This window comes from Micromonospora sp. CPCC 206171 (genome assembly GCF_036906755.1).
Classification (GTDB): Bacteria; Actinomycetota; Actinomycetes; order Mycobacteriales; family Micromonosporaceae; genus Micromonospora; species Micromonospora purpureochromogenes.
This window is the reverse complement of sequence record NZ_JBAKHT010000040.1, coordinates 1-16,401: the sequence shown is the minus strand read 5'-3', so window position 1 is coordinate 16,401 and position 16,401 is coordinate 1. Positions and strand designations below refer to the sequence as shown.

At 75.4% G+C, this 16,401-nt stretch carries 19 protein-coding genes; 14 read left to right on the top strand and 5 right to left on the bottom strand.

What is annotated here, in order from left to right; all coding sequences use genetic code 11:
• The first annotated feature begins 22 nt into the window (after positions 1–22).
• The 4 genes from V6U89_RS28255 (at position 23) to V6U89_RS28240 (ending at position 2,940) form a co-directional block, all read left to right on the top strand.
• Positions 23–832, top strand: coding sequence for an SDR family oxidoreductase (locus V6U89_RS28255; RefSeq protein ID WP_334575763.1), 810 nt, complete (start codon positions 23–25; stop codon positions 830–832).
• Positions 833–1,140: 308 nt separating this feature from the next.
• Complete coding sequence (locus V6U89_RS28250) at positions 1,141–1,560, top strand: SSI family serine proteinase inhibitor (protein WP_334575760.1); 420 nt, start codon at positions 1,141–1,143, stop codon at positions 1,558–1,560.
• A gap of 180 nt (positions 1,561–1,740) precedes the next feature.
• Complete coding sequence (locus tag V6U89_RS28245; RefSeq protein WP_334575757.1) at positions 1,741–2,646, top strand: pentapeptide repeat-containing protein; 906 nt, start codon at positions 1,741–1,743, stop codon at positions 2,644–2,646.
• A gap of 42 nt (positions 2,647–2,688) precedes the next feature.
• Positions 2,689–2,940: a hypothetical protein gene (locus V6U89_RS28240; protein WP_334575753.1), complete on the top strand. Its 252-nt coding sequence runs from the start codon at positions 2,689–2,691 to the stop codon at positions 2,938–2,940.
• A gap of 179 nt (positions 2,941–3,119) precedes the next feature.
• Here V6U89_RS28240 and rnhA read toward each other — a convergent pair whose 3' ends face one another.
• Positions 3,120–3,620, bottom strand: coding sequence for a ribonuclease HI (rnhA, locus tag V6U89_RS28235; RefSeq protein ID WP_154936827.1), 501 nt, complete (start codon positions 3,618–3,620; stop codon positions 3,120–3,122).
• Positions 3,621–3,822: 202 nt separating this feature from the next.
• On the opposite strand from rnhA, the gene V6U89_RS28230 reads away from it, so the two are divergent.
• Together V6U89_RS28230 and V6U89_RS28225 are read left to right on the top strand one after the other, a co-directional pair.
• The gene (locus V6U89_RS28230; RefSeq protein WP_334575746.1) at positions 3,823–3,993 is read left to right on the top strand and encodes a hypothetical protein; all 171 of its coding nucleotides are present in this window, start codon (positions 3,823–3,825) and stop codon (positions 3,991–3,993) included.
• Positions 3,945–4,142 carry a dihydrofolate reductase family protein gene (locus V6U89_RS28225; RefSeq protein WP_334575742.1) on the top strand — a complete coding sequence of 66 codons (198 nt, stop codon included), beginning with the start codon at positions 3,945–3,947 and terminating at the stop codon, positions 4,140–4,142. The genes V6U89_RS28230 and V6U89_RS28225 overlap by 49 nt, the downstream gene beginning before the upstream one ends.
• On the opposite strand, the gene V6U89_RS28220 is transcribed toward V6U89_RS28225, so the two are convergent.
• Positions 4,127–5,353 carry a lycopene cyclase family protein gene (locus V6U89_RS28220; RefSeq protein WP_334575737.1) on the bottom strand — a complete coding sequence of 409 codons (1,227 nt, stop codon included), beginning with the start codon at positions 5,351–5,353 and terminating at the stop codon, positions 4,127–4,129. The two genes, V6U89_RS28225 and V6U89_RS28220, sit on opposite strands and share 16 nt — an antisense overlap.
• 186 nt (positions 5,354–5,539) lie before the next feature.
• On the opposite strand from V6U89_RS28220, the gene V6U89_RS28215 reads away from it, so the two are divergent.
• A complete protein-coding gene (locus V6U89_RS28215) occupies positions 5,540–6,610 on the top strand; it encodes a Gfo/Idh/MocA family protein (protein WP_334575733.1) in 1,071 nt (356 codons plus the stop codon).
• A gap of 4 nt (positions 6,611–6,614) precedes the next feature.
• Here V6U89_RS28215 and V6U89_RS28210 read toward each other — a convergent pair whose 3' ends face one another.
• Positions 6,615–7,871 (bottom strand): MFS transporter, encoded by a 1,257-nt coding sequence (locus V6U89_RS28210; protein ID WP_334575729.1) that lies wholly within the window; start codon positions 7,869–7,871, stop codon positions 6,615–6,617.
• A gap of 76 nt (positions 7,872–7,947) precedes the next feature.
• Between V6U89_RS28210 and V6U89_RS28205 the strand changes: the two genes are divergently transcribed.
• The 5 genes from V6U89_RS28205 to V6U89_RS28185 all read left to right on the top strand — a co-directional run bounded on the left by V6U89_RS28205 (position 7,948) and on the right by V6U89_RS28185 (position 12,368).
• Positions 7,948–8,772, top strand: coding sequence for a class I SAM-dependent methyltransferase (locus V6U89_RS28205; RefSeq protein ID WP_334575725.1), 825 nt, complete (start codon positions 7,948–7,950; stop codon positions 8,770–8,772).
• Between the two features lie 68 nt (positions 8,773–8,840).
• Positions 8,841–9,359, top strand: a complete 519-nt coding sequence (locus tag V6U89_RS28200; RefSeq protein WP_334575721.1) for a pyridoxamine 5'-phosphate oxidase family protein — start codon at positions 8,841–8,843, stop codon at positions 9,357–9,359.
• Positions 9,360–9,987: 628 nt separating this feature from the next.
• Positions 9,988–10,476 (top strand): hypothetical protein, encoded by a 489-nt coding sequence (locus V6U89_RS28195; RefSeq protein WP_334575716.1) that lies wholly within the window; start codon positions 9,988–9,990, stop codon positions 10,474–10,476.
• Positions 10,477–10,571: 95 nt separating this feature from the next.
• Positions 10,572–11,204 carry a class F sortase gene (locus V6U89_RS28190; protein ID WP_334575712.1) on the top strand — a complete coding sequence of 211 codons (633 nt, stop codon included), beginning with the start codon at positions 10,572–10,574 and terminating at the stop codon, positions 11,202–11,204.
• Positions 11,205–11,273: 69 nt separating this feature from the next.
• On the top strand, positions 11,274–12,368 hold the full coding sequence (locus V6U89_RS28185; protein ID WP_334575709.1) for a magnesium and cobalt transport protein CorA: 1,095 nt from the start codon (positions 11,274–11,276) through the stop codon (positions 12,366–12,368).
• A gap of 45 nt (positions 12,369–12,413) precedes the next feature.
• Here V6U89_RS28185 and V6U89_RS28180 read toward each other — a convergent pair whose 3' ends face one another.
• Positions 12,414–13,421: a phosphotransferase family protein gene (locus V6U89_RS28180; protein ID WP_334575704.1), complete on the bottom strand. Its 1,008-nt coding sequence runs from the start codon at positions 13,419–13,421 to the stop codon at positions 12,414–12,416.
• Positions 13,422–13,616: 195 nt separating this feature from the next.
• Here V6U89_RS28180 and V6U89_RS28175 point away from each other — a divergent pair, with 195 nt between their 5' ends.
• Positions 13,617–14,384: an SGNH/GDSL hydrolase family protein gene (locus tag V6U89_RS28175; RefSeq protein WP_334575879.1), complete on the top strand. Its 768-nt coding sequence runs from the start codon at positions 13,617–13,619 to the stop codon at positions 14,382–14,384.
• A gap of 50 nt (positions 14,385–14,434) precedes the next feature.
• On the top strand, positions 14,435–15,181 hold the full coding sequence (locus V6U89_RS28170; protein ID WP_334575700.1) for a TIGR02452 family protein: 747 nt from the start codon (positions 14,435–14,437) through the stop codon (positions 15,179–15,181).
• A 4-nt stretch (positions 15,182–15,185) separates the two neighbouring features.
• Here the strand turns inward: V6U89_RS28170 and V6U89_RS28165 are convergent, their stop codons facing one another.
• The gene (locus V6U89_RS28165) at positions 15,186–15,803 is read right to left on the bottom strand and encodes a DsbA family protein (RefSeq protein ID WP_334575698.1); all 618 of its coding nucleotides are present in this window, start codon (positions 15,801–15,803) and stop codon (positions 15,186–15,188) included.
• Positions 15,804–16,401 lie beyond the last annotated feature (598 nt).

Sequence of the window (16,401 nt, the reverse complement as noted above, 5' to 3'; positions counted from 1 at the left end):
CGATCCGGGTACTGCCGGCAGCATGCCGCAGCGATACGAGAACTACCCGAAGGTCGCCATCGTCACCGGCGCGGACTCCGGCATCGGCAAGGCCTGCGCCGTCGCCCTCGCCGAGGCCGGCTTCGACCTCGGCATCACCTGGCACCGCGATCGCGCGGGCGCGCAGCGCACCGCCGCGGAGGTCGGCGCCCTGGGCCGCCGCTGCGAGGTCGCCGAGCTCGACCTGACCAGGCTGCCGGAGGCCGCCGCCGTCGTGGACGAGCTGGCCGACCGGCTCGACGGGATCGGCGTGCTGGTGAACAACGCCGGCACCGGGGCGTCCGCCCCGTTCGTCGACACCGGCTGGGAGCAGTGGCGCGAGGTGCTCGCCGTGGACCTGGACGGCCCGTTCCTCTGCTCGCAGCGGGCGGCCCGGCGGATGCGCGCCGCCGGGCGGGGCGGCCGGATCGTCAACATCACCAGCGTGCACGAGCACGCGCCCCGGGTGGGGTCGGCCGCGTACTGCGCGGCGAAGGGCGGGCTGGGCCTGCTCACCCGGGTCATGGCGCAGGAGCTGGCCGCCGACGGGATCACCGTCAACGCGGTGGCCCCCGGCGAGATCTCCACCCCGATGACCGGCCAGGAGGACGTCGACCCGTTCACCGAGGACCGTCCGGGCGTACCGGTGGGCCGGCCCGGCGACGCGCGGGAGGTCGCCGCGGTGGTGGCGCTGCTCGCCTCGCCCGCCGCAGCGTACGTGACCGGCGCGTCCTGGCCCGTGGACGGCGGCATGCTGCTGATGGGCCCGCAGGCCGGCTCGCACCTGCGCTCGGACGACTGGCGCTCGGTCTGAATCACCCCGGCGTCCGGGGCGGCCGGGCGGGCGGCCGACGACGTGCGGCCAGCGCGGACGGGTGGCCGGCAACACCGCGGCAACTCATGGGTCGGGCCGGAGACCATGTCGCGGCGGACGACCACCCTCCCGGCGCACGTCGGCGCAGGTTGTCACACCTGACGTCCTCCGGACGGCAGGCGGTGTAACACAGCGTGACGCTTCGCGTTCACACCGTCCACCTAGGGTTCTCGACGGCCCGGCCACACGACGGCTGGGCCGTCCACCGGCCCCGAGACCCGGGGTCCCGCAACCGGAAGGACGTCACGATGCCCTTCGCCCAACGCGCCGCCGCCACGGCGGCCGCCCTCGCCGTCGCCGTACTGACCGCCCAGGCGGCCCTGCTCCCCCAGGCCGCCCAGGCCGCACCCCGATCCGGCCCGGAGACCCCGTCGGTGCTGCTGCTCGACATCGACCGGCCGGGCACCGCCGAGGACCGCTCGGCCGTGCTGGTCTGCGGACCGACCGGCGGCACCCACCCCGACGCGGCCGCCGCCTGCCGCACCCTGGCCCGCGTCGACGGCGACCTGTCCGCCCTGTCGGCCGACCCGGGCCCCTGCACCTTCGACTACGCGCCGGTCACGGTCCACGCCTGGGGGTTCTGGCAGGACCGGCCGGTGACCTGGTCGAAGTCGTACGAGAACCGGTGCCTGCTGCTGCGCGACACCGGCGCCTTGTTCGCCTTCTGACCGGATCGGCGCGGCGCCCGTCCCTGGGGAACGGGCGTCGCGCCTCCCGGCCACGAGACGACGCCGAGATCGGTCAGAGCCTCCCCCGGACGGCCCGGGCACCTCGCTGGCGGACAATGGGGTACGCCGGCCCGGGCGACCCGGGCGGCAGATCAACCAACCAGTGGGAGACCGGTCAGCGTGTCCGAAACACCCCGAGGCGGCACCGAGCTGCGCGCCGACTGCGCCCGCTGCGTCGGCTTGTGCTGCGTCGCCCCGGCCTTCGCCGCCTCGGCGGACTTCGCGCTGGACAAGCCCGCCGGGCAGCCCTGCCCGAACCTGGGCGCCGACTCGCGCTGCGGCATCCACCCGCAGCTGCGCGAGCGGGGCTTCCCCGGCTGCACCGTGTTCGACTGCTTCGGCGCCGGCCAGCACGTCACCCAGGTCACCTTCGGCGGGCGGGACTGGCGGGACGACCGGGCGACGGCGTCGGCCATGTTCGCCACCTTCGCCGTGGTGCGCCCGCTGCACGAGCTGCTCTGGTATCTCACCGAGGCGCTGGCGCTCACCCCGGCGGGGGCGCTGCGCGACGAGCTGCGGGCGGCCGTGGACGAGACCCGACGCCGCACCGCCGGCGGCGCCGACGCGCTGCGCAAGGTGGACGTCGACGCGTACCGGGGGCGGATGAACCCGCTGCTGGTGCGGGCCAGTGAGCTGGCCCGGGCCGGGCACGACGGCGTCGACCGGCGGGGCGCGGCGCTGCTCGGCGTCGACCTGCGCGGGGCGGACCTGGTGGGGGCGAACCTGCGCGGCGCGTGCCTGATCGGCGCGGACCTGCGGGGGGTGCGGCTGCGGCTGGCCGACCTCACGGGCGCGGACCTGCGCGGCGCCGACCTGCGCGGCGCGGACCTGTCCGGCGCGTTGTTCCTGCACCAGTCGCAGCTCGACGCGGCCCGCGGCGACCGACACACCGTGCTGCCGCCCGCGCTGCGCCACCCGCCGCACTGGTCGGGGCTGGCCATCACCCCGGTCGGCCGGCCCCGCCCGGGCGGGGCCCGCGCCGCGGTCCGCCCGACCAGCCGCCGGAAGCGCGATCCCCGCCGCTGACCGGCGTGTTTGCCGGCCGGCCAGACGGGCAGGTAGGTCGGTATGACGGATGAACAGCGTTTCGACCGGGCCGACTCCGACGAACCGGACGGTACCCCCGCGTACGAGGCGTCGCTGCGCCCGCCGGGCGACTCGCTGCGCAGCACCGACGACACCGGCGACGACTTCGCGGACCTGCCCGCCGAGGAGCACCTCTCGGCCCGGGACACCAGCCGCGCCGGCTACGACGTGGACGCGGTTTCCGGCACGACCGACCCCGCCCAGGAGGAGGCGGTCAATCCGCCCACGGAGTAGGGACGGCGCCCCGACCCGGGTCGGGCCCGGCCGGCGGCGTCCGGCCGGGCCCGACGACGTAGCGGGACGGCGCAAGACCCCCGCGCCGATCATCGAGCTCTTCCTGGCGGACCTGGCCGCCGCGCACGGCTCGGTACGCAGCTACGCCCGCGACCCGCTCGGCGTCGACGACGCCCTGGTCAGCGCCCTGCGCGAGCGCCCGCCGGAGCACTGAGCGGCGCCGCCGCCCGCGCCTCGGTCATCCCCTTGTTGGCCAGCGCGTCCGCCCGCTCGTTCTCCGGGTGGCCGTTGTGCCCCTTGACCCACAGCCAGGTCACCTCGTGCCGGGCGCAGGCCGCCTCCAGCCGCTGCCACAGGTCGGCGTTCTTGACCGGCTGCTTCGCCGCCGTCAGCCAGCCGTTGCGCTTCCACGACGCCAACCACCCGGTGATGCCGTTGCGCACGTAGGTGCTGTCGGTGTGCAGCCGCACGGTGACCGGCCGGGTCAGGCTCTCCAGCGCCCGGATGGCCGCGGTCAGCTCCATCCGGTTGTTGGTGGTCGGCGTCGCCTCGCCGCCGCACAGCTCCCGCTCGTGGCCGCCGTAGCGCAGCAGCGCGCCCCAGCCACCCGGGCCGGGATTGCCGCTGCACGCCCCGTCGGTCCAGATCTCCACGACCCTGCCGTCCGCCGCCTCCACCATGGCGCCGAACCTACCGGTGCCGCCCACGGCCGGTCGGCGCGGGCGTCCCGGCGCGCCGCCGCCGCCGGCACCTCCACGGCGCAGGCCGCTGCTCGGCGAGGTCCACGGGGTACGCCGGCTGACGGTGTCGATAGCGCCGTCCGCCGTTCGTCTGGGAGGTGAGGGGCCGGCGTCGGGCCGGCCGTGATCCGCGAGGACCGGCATGAGACGCATCGTCGTGACCAACAACGTCAGCCTGGACGGCGTGATGCAGGCGCCCGGACGCCCGGACGAGGACACCCGCGACGGCTTCGACCGGGGCGGCTGGGCGGCCCGGACATCGCCGTGCTCGGCAGCGGCGAGCTGGTGCGGTCGCTGGCCCCGCACGGGCTGATCGACGCCTATGTGCTGGTCATCCATCCGCTGGTGCTCGGCGCCGGGCGGCGGCTGTTCCCCGACGGCGGGCACCCGGCCCGGCTGACGCTGCTCGAGAGCGTCACCACCACGACGGGAGTGGTCGTGGCGACCTACGAGCCGGCCTGACCCGCCCGGTCCGGGGTCGCGCCGACGGGCGCGGGGGCCGGCCGGGGGCGCAGCCGGGCGCGCAGCCGGCCGACGGCGTCACCGACCACCGCCGAGGTCATCGGCAGCAGCGGACTGGACCGCATCACCGCCAGGTCCTCCGCCGGGGTGGTGGCGCCGTCGAGGAACCGCAGCACCCGCTGCGCCGGGTTGCGGTCGAAGAGCCGGTCGAAGAACTCCGGGCCGCCGACCGCCCCGCGGTCCAGCGCCCGCAGCGCGACGGCGTCCATCCAGAGGTGCCGACGGGGGTACGCCGGCCGGGGCACGGGGGCCCGGCCGGCGGCCAGCGCCCGGGCCACGTCGTCGGCCTGCCGGTGCATGGCGGAGAAGGTGAACCCGGTCGACGGCCGGGTGGCCCCGCCCGCGGTGCCCAGCCGCACCACCCTCGGCGACGGCCGGCCCTCGAACGGGGCGTCGGTCATCGGGATCACCCCGCCCTCCACCTCCCGCACCCTCAGCGCGGTCAGGTCGAGGCCGAGCAGGTCGGCGTAGCCGCGCAGCGCGGCGTCGTAGCCGGCGTCGCTCAGCCGGCGCGGAGAGAACTCGGTGTACTCGACCAGGGCGTACCGGTCGCTGACCGGCAGCACGTAGCCGAAGGAGACACCCCGCGCCGGCTGCGGGGTGCGGAAGTCCATCAGCACCGCCCGGCCCGGGTCGAACACCGGCCCGGCCGCCTCCAGCCACCAGCCGCGGAAGTGCTGCAACCAGCTCGTCCGGCCCGCCCGCCGGGGTGGCCGGGGGCGGGAGTCCAGCACCCACCGGGCCCGCAGCAGCGCCGCGCCGTCGGCGTCCCGGACGGTCACCGACCCGCCGTCGTCGTCGAGGGCGCCGACCGCCGCGTCGACCCAGGTGGCGCCGAGGCGCCGCTGGGCCTCGGCGGCCCGCTCGTAGACCGGGGCGGAGCGCAGCATCGCGTACCGCAGCGGGGCGAGGTCGAGCCGGCGCCGCCCGGCCGGCGTGATCACCTCCACCTGCCGCCAGCTCGCGCTGAGCATCGGCTCCAGGTCGGTGCCGGGCGTACCCCAGAACGCCCAGGTGCGGTCTTGGCCGCGCTTGCGCACCGGGTCCACCACGGCGATCCGCAGCCCACGCAGGTCGTGCCGGTCCAATGCGGCGAGGACCAGGGAACCGGCGCCGCCACCGCCGACGACGGCCAGGTCGACGTTGTCCACCCGACCACGCTGTCACAGCCCCCGGCCCCCGCCGGGCACCGCCCCACCGGCCGGTCCTCGTCGCCGGCTGGGTGACCGAGCCGACTCCCCGCTGACCGGCCGGCGCAGCGGTCCGGGCCGGCGCGTAGGTTCGTATCGGCACAACCTGGAACGACCAGGGCACGGACGGGAAACCGGGGGGACACCATGGCCAACACGCCGGCACCACTGCGGGTCGGACTGCTCGGATACGGGCTGGCGGGCCAGGTCTTCCACGCCCCGCTGATCGCCGCGACCCCCGGGCTGCGGCTGGACGCCGTCGTCACCGGCAACCCGCAGCGGCAGGAGCAGGCCCGCAAGGACCACCCGGACGCCCGCGTCCTCGACGACGCCGACCGGCTGTGGGAGTCGGCGGACAGCCTCGACCTGGTCGTGGTGGCGACGCCGAACCGCACGCACGTGCCGATGGCCCGGGCCGCCGTCACCGCCGGGCTGGCCGTCGTGGTGGACAAGCCGCTGGCCGCCACCGCGGCGGAGGGTCGCGCCCTGGCCGACGAGGCCGACCGGCGCGGCGTGCCGCTGACGGTGTTCCAGAACCGCCGCTGGGACGGCGACTTCCTGACCGCTCGCCGGCTCATCGCCGAGGGTGAGCTGGGCCGCGTCCTCCGCTTCGAGTCGCGGTTCGAGCGGTGGCGGCCGGCCATCAAGGAGGGCTGGCGGGAGAGCGCGGCCCCCGGCGAGGCCGGTGGCGCCCTCTACGACCTCGGCGCCCACCTCGTCGACCAGGCGGTGCAGCTGTTCGGGCCGGTGCGCAGCGTGTACGCCGAGGTGGACCGGCGGCGGCCCGAGGCGCAGGTCGACGACGACGCCTTCGTGGCACTCACCCACGCCGGCGGCGTCCACTCCCACCTCTGGATGAGCGCCGTGACCGCACAGCTCGGGCCGCGAATGCGCGTCCTCGGCGACCGCGCCGGCTGGACCAGCTACGGCCTGGACGTGCAGGAGGAGGCGCTGCGCGCCGGGGGCCGCCCGGACGCGCCGGGCTGGGGCGAGGTCCCCGCCGAGCGGTACGGCCGGCTCGGCGTCGACGGCGACCTGCGCCCGGTGCCCACCGAAGCGGGCCGCTACCAGGACTTCTACGCCCAGGTGGCGGCGGCGCTGCGGGACGGCACCCCGATGCCGGTCGACCCGCGCGACGCCGTCGCCACCGTGGAGCTGATCGAGCTGGCGCACCGCTCCGCGGAGCGGGGCGAGGTGCTGCCCGTCCCGGCCCGCTGACCGCTCAACCGACCCGGACGACCGGCTGCCGGTCGTCCGGGTCGGCGTACGCGGCGGAGACCGTGGCCCGGTCGAACACCCGCCAGGTGGCCGCGGACACCGCCACCGCCACCACGAACCCCACCCAGTACGGCGCGGTCAGTCCGAACGTCGTGGCGATCACCCCGCCCAGCAGGGCGCCCACGCAGTTGCCCCCGGCGGCGATGAACAGCGTCGTGCCGCCGACCCGCCCCTGCAACGCCGCCGGGGTCAGCCGCTGGCGCAGCGAGTTCGCGACCATGTTCCACAGCGCGCCGTGCACCCCGAAGGCGAACAGCGCCCCGCCGATCAGCCAGGCGCTCGTCGACGCGGCCAGGGCCAGGTGCAGGGCCGCCTCGACCAGCAGCCCGACCCGGATGGTCCAGGTGGCGCCGATCGCCGCGACCAGCCGGTCGCCGACCACCGCGCCGAGCAGCCCACCCACCGCCATGCAGGTGAACAGGAGCCCGTAGCCGACCGAGTCCAGACCCAGCCGGTCGGTGGCGAGCAGCACCAGCACCGCCAGCGCCGCGGTGAGGGTCAGGTTGAGCAGCCCGATCAGCACCGCCATGGTGCGCAGCAGCCGCTGCCCCAGCAGCCAGCGGAACCCCTCCCCGATCTCCGCCCGCACCGACCGCGCCGACCGGCGCCCCGCGTCCTCCCCACCCCGGTACGTCCCGGCGACCAGCGCGACGAGCACCGCGCTGAGCGCGTACGTGCCGGCGTTGACCAGGAACGGGATGCTCTCGGCGACGAGGAAGAGGAACCCGCCGAGCGGACCGGCCAGCATCCCGTTCATCAGCGTGGTGCCGCCGCCCAGCCAACCGTTGGCCCGCTCCAACCGGGCCCGGGGCACCACCGCCGGCAGCATCGCCTGGCTGGCCGACCGGAACACGATCTCGCCCGTGTTGATCACGAAGAGCACCACGTACAGCAGCACCACCCCGGACCGGCCGGTCAGCATCGCGCCGGTCAGCACCGCCAGGGCGGCGACCCGTACCCAGTCGATGACGACCATCAGCCGCCGCCGGTCGACCCGGTCCGCCAACACCCCGCCGGGCAGCGCGAACAGCAGCCAGGGCAGCCACGCCACCCCGGACGCCGCCGACACCACCAGCGGGTCGTCGGTGCGCGCCGCCACGTACAGCGGCGCCGCCACCGTGGCCATGCCGCTGCCCAGCGCCGACATGGTGCTGGCCGCCCACAGCTTCGCGAACCGCCGGTCTGACCGCTCCCCCGTCACGGCGAGGCAACCTACCAGCTCCGTCGGCGACGAATCCCCGTTGAGCGGCGCCGGTGGGATGTGCGACGGTTCGCCGGTGACCGACTACCGGACCCTCAACCGGGCCAACTGGGACGAGCGCGCCCCCGCCCACGCCGCGTCGCCCGACTACGCGGTGGAGCGCTTCGCCGCCGACCCGGCGTACCTGAGCGAGGTGGTCCGCTTCGACCTGCCCCGCCTCGGCCACGTGACCGGCCTGCGCGGCGTGCACCTGCAGTGCCACATCGGCACCGACACCGTCTCACTGCACCGGCTCGGCGCGCGGATGACCGGGCTGGACTTCTCCGGCGCCTCGCTGGCCCAGGCCCGCGCCCTGGCCGAGCGGACCGGTGCCGCCGTCGACTTCGTCGAGGCCGACGTCTACGACGCCCCCGAGGTGCTCGGCGGGGGCGGCTTCGACCTGGTCTACACCGGCGTCGGCGCACTGTGCTGGCTGCCCGACATCCGCCGCTGGGCGGGCGTGGTCGCCGCGCTGCTCCGCCCCGGCGGCCGGCTCTTCCTGCGCGAGGGCCACCCGATGCTGTGGGCGCTGGACGAGACCCACCCGGACGGGCTGCTGGTGGTGGAGCACCCGTACTTCGAGCGGCCGGAACCGCTGATCTGGGAGGAGCCGGGCACCTACGTCAGCACCGAGACGACGTTCCAGCACAACACCACCCACGAGTGGAACCACGGCCTCGGCGAGGTGGTCACCGCCCTGCTCGACGCCGGCCTCGACCTCACCATGCTCCAGGAGCACGACAGCGCGCCCTGGGACGCGCTGCCCGGCCGGCAGGTCAAGGACGCCGACGGCGAGTGGCGGCTGGCCGACCGGCCGTGGCGGCTGGCGCAGACGTACACGCTTCAGGCCCGCAAGCGGTGATCCGCCCCGCACCGGGGCGGGTCCGCGACCGGAACTGAGGAGCCGTGACGGGCATGGGATGATCCACCATGCCCGTCACGAACCCCTGGCTCGCCGGCCCCGCCCCCACTGCCCGTCTGGACCGCGAACGCCTCGGCGAGCGGATCCTCAACCTGCTGTCGTCGCAGAACATGTGCGTGCTCGCCACCGCCGGCCCGGACGGCCCGCTCGCCACCCCGGTCCGCTACTTCCACCTCGACTTCGCGGTGATGTTCACCGCCGCGGCCACCTCGCCGAAGATGCGCAACATCGCGGTCGACCCACGGGTGTCGGTCGGGGTGTTCGCCCCGCTCGTCGGGCAGGCCAGCAGCCGCGGCGCGCAGCTGTTCGGTCGGGCCCGGGTGCTGCACCAGGGCGACGCGGACTTCGCGCACTGGTGGCCGGCGGTGCGCTGGCAGTCCGACCACGCGGAGCGGGGACGATCGCTGGACGAGCCACCGAGCGGACCGCTGGTCGTCGTCGAGGCCGACCGGATCGTCTACACCGAACACTGGCTGCGCCGCGACGGGTACGCCCCACGCCAGTTCTGGCGACGCGCCCCGCAGTAGTTCCCGCAACGCGTCTCGGCTTCCCGTCGCGAGGAGCCTCACAACCCGTAAGGCATCCTAGGAGGCTAGCTGGATGCTGAGGCGTCGTCGCCGGTCCGGTGGATCCGCCGCTACGGCCGAGACCGAGCCCTTGCCGACGTGAAATCCATACTGGAGCGTCAACCGACGTGGCCCCGCATGAAACGGGTGCGGGTCGCCGTCACCCACAGTGGAGCGGCATGGGCCCGACGTCGGCAACAGGGCCGGACCGTCGAGTACGGCACCCGTGGCTCCGTCGTGAACCCGGAGGACCGCTTCCGGCGCCGCAGCCTTTCGCCTGCCGAGGAACCAGTCGACCCGGACAGCTCTTCACAGAAGGGACGGGGCCGCGCGGAGGCCCACGTCCCGCCGCAACGGGACGAGCGGCACGAGCGGGTACGACCGGCCGGGCGTTGTGGGCGGTCCTGTGCGGGCATTTCCGCCGGTCCCCGGCGCGAGGGAAAACTCGGGACGGCAACGAAGATTTCTCATTTACGTCGGGCGCGACGCCCAACCCTCCTAGTGTTGGCCACACCGGTGCTTGTTACGGAGTTGGCCACCCGAACGACGTCCCACGCAGACAGCGGACGAAAAGTGAGGGAAGACGCGTATGAAGGCACAGTCAGTTCTCGTATCGACGGCGCTCGGCGTGGGACTCGGCACGCTTCTGCTCCCGGCCGCCGCGCTCGCGCAGACCATCGTGTCACCGGCCACCACCCCGGTCGGCGGGACGGTCGTACTCACCGCGACCACATGCAACCCGAACGCGGGCGACGCGATCTTCCGCGTCACCGGGCCGAACCGGGACCAGAACGTCCGCTCCACCACCGCCGCCGCCGGCGGCGGGCTGAGCGCGGAACTCTTCACCGCCGGCTTCACCCTCGGCACCTACACGGTGACCACCACCTGCGGTAACGGCAGCTCCGGCGGCAGCGCCACCTTCACCGTCACCCCGATCGGCGCGGCGCCGGCCGGTGGCGGCGGTGACGACGGCACCACCGGCCTGCTTGCCGCGGGCGGCGCGCTCGCCGGAGCCGCCGCGATCGGGGCGACCCTCCTGGTCCGCCGCCGACGCCGAGCGGCCGCGCCCGTCGCCTGACCCGTACCTCACACCATCCCTAGGACGGGGTGCCCGCACCGGCGCGACCGGGACGGGCACCCCGACCGCATCGCCGTGTCGCGGGAGGTGAGGCGATGGCCTTCGGCAGGTGGTTCACGCGTACCCGGGCGTCGGTGGCGGCGGTGACGGTCGCCGGCGCCGCCGGACTCAGCCTGATCACGGTGGGGCTCACCGCGTCGCCGGCGGGACCGCCACAGCCCGGCGTGGGCGCGCGCGGCGCCGACCGCAGCGGGTCCCCCGGGCCGGTGCTGCCCCGTTCGGAACCGGTCCGCATCGACATTCCGGCCATCGGCGTCCACGCCGACCTGGTGTCCGTCGCCGGCGACCCGAACGGCACCCTGGAGGTGCCGCCGCTGGACCGCCCCACCGTCGCCGGCTGGTACCGGCCGGGCGTCAGCCCCGGTGAGGCCGGCAACGCCGTGATCGTCGGCCACGTCGACACCCGCGACGGCCCGGCGGTCTTCTTCAACCTGGGGCGGCTGCGGCCCGGCGACACCGTACGGGTCACCCGCGCCGACGGCCGGGGGGTGACGTTCGCGGTGGACGGCGTCGGGGCGTACCCGAAGCGGAGCTTTCCCACCGCGCTGGTCTACGGGCCGGGCGGGCCGGGCGCGGGGCTGCGCCTGGTGACCTGCGGCGGACGCTTCGACGAGCGATCCCGCGACTACTCCGACAACATCGTCGTGCGGGCCACCGCAGTGGCCTGACCCACCGCCAGCGGCGGGAGCACCGCCGTACTACGGTGGCCCCCGGACCGAGGGCGGCGGAGGTGGACGGTGGCGGCACGGCTCATTCCCCGACTGGGGTCGTTGGTCGACCGGGTGCTCGGCCGCGAGGCCGAGGAGGCCGCGCCGGCCCCGCGGCGGTCCAATCCGGACGCCGTGGTCGACTGCGCGGTGTACGTGAACGGTCGCCGGGCGCCCGGCCGCCCGCACTACGCCGACGCGTACGCCCGCTCCCGGCGCGGCCGCAACGCCTTCGTCTGGCTGGGGCTGCACGACCCGGGCGCGGCGGTGATGGCGGCGGTCGGGCGCACCTTCGGCCTCGACGAACTCGTCGTGGAGCAGGCGCTCGCCGACGGGCACCGGCCCACCGTGCAGCGGCAGGACGGGGTGACCCTGCTGGTGCTGCGCACCGCCAGCTACGTCGAGCACGCCGAGCTGACCGCCACCTCCGAGGTGATCGACACCGGGGACGTGATGGTCTTCCTGGGTGACCGGTTCGTCATCACCGTCCGGCACGGCGCCTCCGGCGCGCTGACCCCGGTCCGGCAGGACATCGAGAGCCGCCCGGCGATGCTGGCCGAGGGTCCGTGGGCGGTGGCGTACGCGGTGGCCGCCCGGATGGTCGACCTGTACCTGGAGGTCGCCGCCCACCTGGAGAAGGACCTGGAACGCGTCGAGGAGAGCGTGTTCGCCCGCGACCGGGGCGCCGACATCCAGCACATCTACCAGCTCAAGCGGGAGGTGGTGGAGTTCAAGCGGGCGGTGCTGCCGTTGCAGGAGCCGGTGCGCGCGCTGGTCGCCGACCGGGCGGGTGGGCCGCCGCCAGGGCTGCGCCGCTGGTTCGTCGACGTCGAGGGCCGGCTGAGCCGCGCGGTGGAGCGGGTCGCCGCGTACGACGAGCTGCTCAACTCGGTGCTCCAGTCCCGGCTCGCACAGCTCGCCGTCGACCAGAACAACGACATGCGGAAGATCGCCGCGTGGGCCGCGATCGCCGCCACCCAGACCGCCGTGGCCGGCGTGTACGGCATGAACTTCACGCACATGCCCGAACTGACCTGGCGGTACGGCTACGCCGGTGCCCTGCTGCTGATGGCGACCGCCGCAGTGGTCCTGCACCGACTCTTCCGCCGCTCCGGCTGGCTCTGAGCCCTCCGCCCGACCCGGCGCGGACGAGCGGGGATCAGGGCCGGATCACGGCTCGGCAAGCGCGGCCAGCTCCCGGTCCAGCAGGTCGGCGAGCCGGGCGACGCGGCCCGGATCGTTGTCGCCGGTGATGCCCCGGCTGGGCATCTCGACGGTCATCAGCAGGTACAGGTGCAGCCGGTAGAGCCCGAGCCGGCGGCGCACGCCCGGGTCGTCGAGGGGCACCCGGCCACCCGCCGCCCGGTAGCCGCGCAGGACCGCGTCGTCCGGCTCGTCCTCGGCCCGCCGGAAGATCAGCGGTGCGACCAGGTCCAGCAGCGGGTCGCCGTAGAGGTACCGCTCACCGTCGACCAGACCGTTGAGCCGGGGCACGCCGTCCGGCCCGGCGACGGCCAGCACGTTGCCGGCCCAGCCGTCGAAGTGCAGCAACGCCGGGCGGCGGACCGCGTCGAGGGTGGCGGCGTGCCGGTGGACCAGTTCCCGGATCCGTCCCGGCGGCACGGGCAGCGGCACCGTCCAGTCGGTGGCGTCGGCGAGCAGGTCGTCCACCATGGCGGTGAAGGCCTCCCGCCAGGTCGCCCCGGCCGCCCGGCCGCCGTCGTAGCCGTACCGGTTGCCGTCGACCCGGTGCAGCGCGGCGAGCGCCGCGCCGAACGCGGCGCGGACCGCGTCGACCGGCCCGCCGTCGACGGTGAGCTGGTGCAGGGTACGCCCGGCGAGCAGGCCGGTCAGCAGCCAGTCGCCGAGGACGGGGTCGCTGCCGTGGTGCAGCAGCGGCGGGACGGGCACCTCCGGGGCCCGCGCGGCGACGAGCCGCAGGTAGCGCGCTTCGGCGGCGATCAGCCCGCGCTCGTAGCGCAGCAGCGGCACCTCGGGCGGCGGGCCGACCTTCAGCACCACGCCGCGCCCGTCGTCGAGGGTGGCCGACCAGACCGCGGCGAAACCGCCCCCGGTCAACGGCGCGCAGTCGGTCACCGCGACGTCGGGGCCGAGGGACGCCGCGACGTACCGACGCACCTGGTCGGCGTCGAGCAGGCGCTGGGTCGGGCTGCTCATCCGGCACTCCCCGTCGTCGGCGGCCCGGAGCGGGACCGCGCCCTGGGCGGTTCGCCGTCGGTCGCGGAAACCGGAGGGACGGGCGGTGCGGCTCACCTGCGCACCGTATCGGTGCGGTCGCGGATGCGCCGCCCCGTACCGGCCGCGCGCCCGGCGGACGGCGGCGGCAGTGCCGCCCATAGGCTGTCCACCGTGATGTGGCAGCGGTACGTCGCGATCGGCGACAGCACGACCGAAGGGCTCGACGACCCGGACGACGCCGGCGGCTACCGGGGCTGGGCGGACCGGTTCGCCGAGGCGGTGGCCCGGGAGCAGGGCGGCCTGGAGTACGCCAACCTGGCGATCCGGGGGCGGACCACCGCCCGCATCCTCGCCGAGCAACTGCCGGTGGCCCTCGACCTGGCGCCGGACCTGTGCACGGTGGTGGCCGGCATGAACGACGTGCTGCGTCCCTCGTTCGACGCGCGGCGGATCGCCGCGGACGTGGCGACGATGCAGCGGGCGCTGGTCGGCCAGGGCGCCACCGTGCTGACCTTCACGCTGCCCGATCCGGTGCCCGTGATGCCGCTGGCCCGCCCGCTGCGCGGCCGGGTGGTCATGCTCAACGCGGCGCTGCGGCGGGCCACCGCCGAGACCGGGGCCACCCTGCTGGACTTCGCCGCGCACCCGGTCGCCTCCGACCCCCGGCTGTGGAGCGAGGACCGGCTGCACGCCAACAGCGCCGGTCACGAGCGGATCGCCGCGGCGCTCGCGCACACCGCCGGCCTGCCCGGGTACGACGACTCGTGGACCCGCCCCCTGGCGGTCGCACCCCGGCGACGCGGGCACGAGGTGCTCCGCGCCGAGCTGGCCTGGACCCGGCGGCACCTGCTGCCGTGGCTGGCCCGGCACCTGCGCGGCCGCTCCTCCGGCGACGACCGGGTGGCGAAGCGCCCGGTGCCGCTGCCGGTCGAGCTGACCTGAGCGGGACGGTCGGGGCGGCCGGGGTCGGCCCGCGCCGGCATGATGGGCCGGTGGACCGTACCGAACGGGCGGCGCTGGCCGCCGAGACCGACCGGCTCGTCGCCGAGGGCCGGTACGGGCGGGTGCCGGCCGCCACCCTGCACCTGCCCGACGAGCCGCTGCCCGAGCCCGGCCCGGCGGGACCGTCCACGATGGAGGTGACCGACGAGACGAGCCTCGCCGCCACCCGCCGGCTCGCCGGCACCCCCGACGGCCGGGTCGCCTGCCTCAACTTCGCCTCGGCGAAGAAGCCCGGCGGCGGGTACGCCACCGGCGCGCACGCCCAGGAGGAGAGCCTGGCCCGGTCCTCCGCCCTGGCCGCCAGCCTGCGGACGGCGCCGGAGTTCTACGCGTACCACCGGGCCCGGCCGGACCCGGTCTACTCCGACCGGGTCGTCCACTCCCCCGACGTGCCGGTGTTCCGGGACGACTCGGGTCGGCTGATCGCGCCGTACCGGGTGGCCTTCCTGACGGCGGCGGCGCCCAACGCCGGGGCGCTGCGGGAGCCGGTCGACCTGCCCGGGGTGCTGCGACGCCGCGCCGGGCGGGTGCTCGGGGTGGCGCTGGCGCACGGACACCGGCGGCTGGTGCTCGGCGCCTGGGGCTGCGGGGTGTTCCGCAACGACCCGCGCCAGGTCGCTGCCGCCTTCGCCGACCTGCTCGGGCCGGGCCGCCCGTACGCGGGCCGGTTCGACCTGGTGGTGTTCGCGGTGCCGGATGCGACGAACCGGGGCCCCTTCGCGGCGGCGTTCGGCTGACCGCTCACCGCTCGATCGGCGGCCGGGTCCGGGCCCGCTTCAGCTCGAAGAACCCGTGGGTGCCGGCGACCAGCACCACTCCGTCCCAGAGCCGGCCGGCGTCCTCGCCACGCGGGATCGGCGCGACCACCGGCCCGAAGAACGCGGTGCGCCGGCCGGCGTCGTCGGTGACGTGGATGGTCGGGGTGCCGAGGTCCTCGCCGACCGGTTCCAGGCCGGCGTGGTGGCTGGCCAGCAGTGCCTCGTCGGACGCGGTGGAGTCGGCCGCGTCGGCCAGTTCGACGGGCAGGCCCACCTCGGCCAGCGCCGCCCGGTAGAGCTCGCGCCCGATCGGCGCCCGATCGTGGTGGATCCGGTTGCCCAGCGCGGTGTAGAGGTCCCGCAGCACCTCCGGGCCGGCCTTCATCTCCGCCGCCACCGCCACCCGCACCGGGCCCATGCCGGGCTTCAACCACTCCCGGTACCACTCCTCCAAGCCCTCGCGGCCCTCGTTGAGCACGCTGAGGCTCATCACGTGGAAGCGCACCTCGACCGCGCGGACCTGTTCCACCTCCAGCAGCCAGCGGGAGGCGTTCCAGGCCCAGGGGCAGCGCGGGTCGAACCACATGTCGGCCGTCGTCATCGTCGTTCCGGTCCTTCCAGGAATGTCGTCGTCCTTCGATCCTGGCCGGTGGAGCGGCCCAGTGTGAGGGCCGATTTCCGGGTGACCGGCTGGGCCAATCGGCGACCGGCACGCCGAGGGCCGCCGACCGGCAACGGCAACACGGCGATCGGCTACCGGAAGTAGTGCATGGCCGGTCGATAGGCCGGCGAGCGATATGACTCTGAGGCATATTTGTGACTCACCGGCATATCGCTCACCACGAACATGTCTCCCGGCGGAGACCTGACCAACCGGCCCGCGAGCTGACTAATCGGCACGACCTGACCAGCCGACCGCGAGCCGTGAGCGCGGGGTGTCGGTCGGCCGACAGTGGGCGCCTCCTGGGCTGAGGTGGCCACTCGGTCCGCCGGTTCAGTGCCGGATATCCGGATTGAGGCCCGGTGGCTGCCGCCCGGATGTCCGCTCTGACCTGCGGTGTCGGTTGGTCGAGCCGGTCGGGTGGTGGAATGGCCGGCGGGGCGGGGTCGTTGTACATGGCAGACCGCCGTGGCCTCCCCGGCCCGGACGGGTGGACCGGAGAGTCGGGCCCGGCGGAATGCCGGCCCACCCCGGTTGG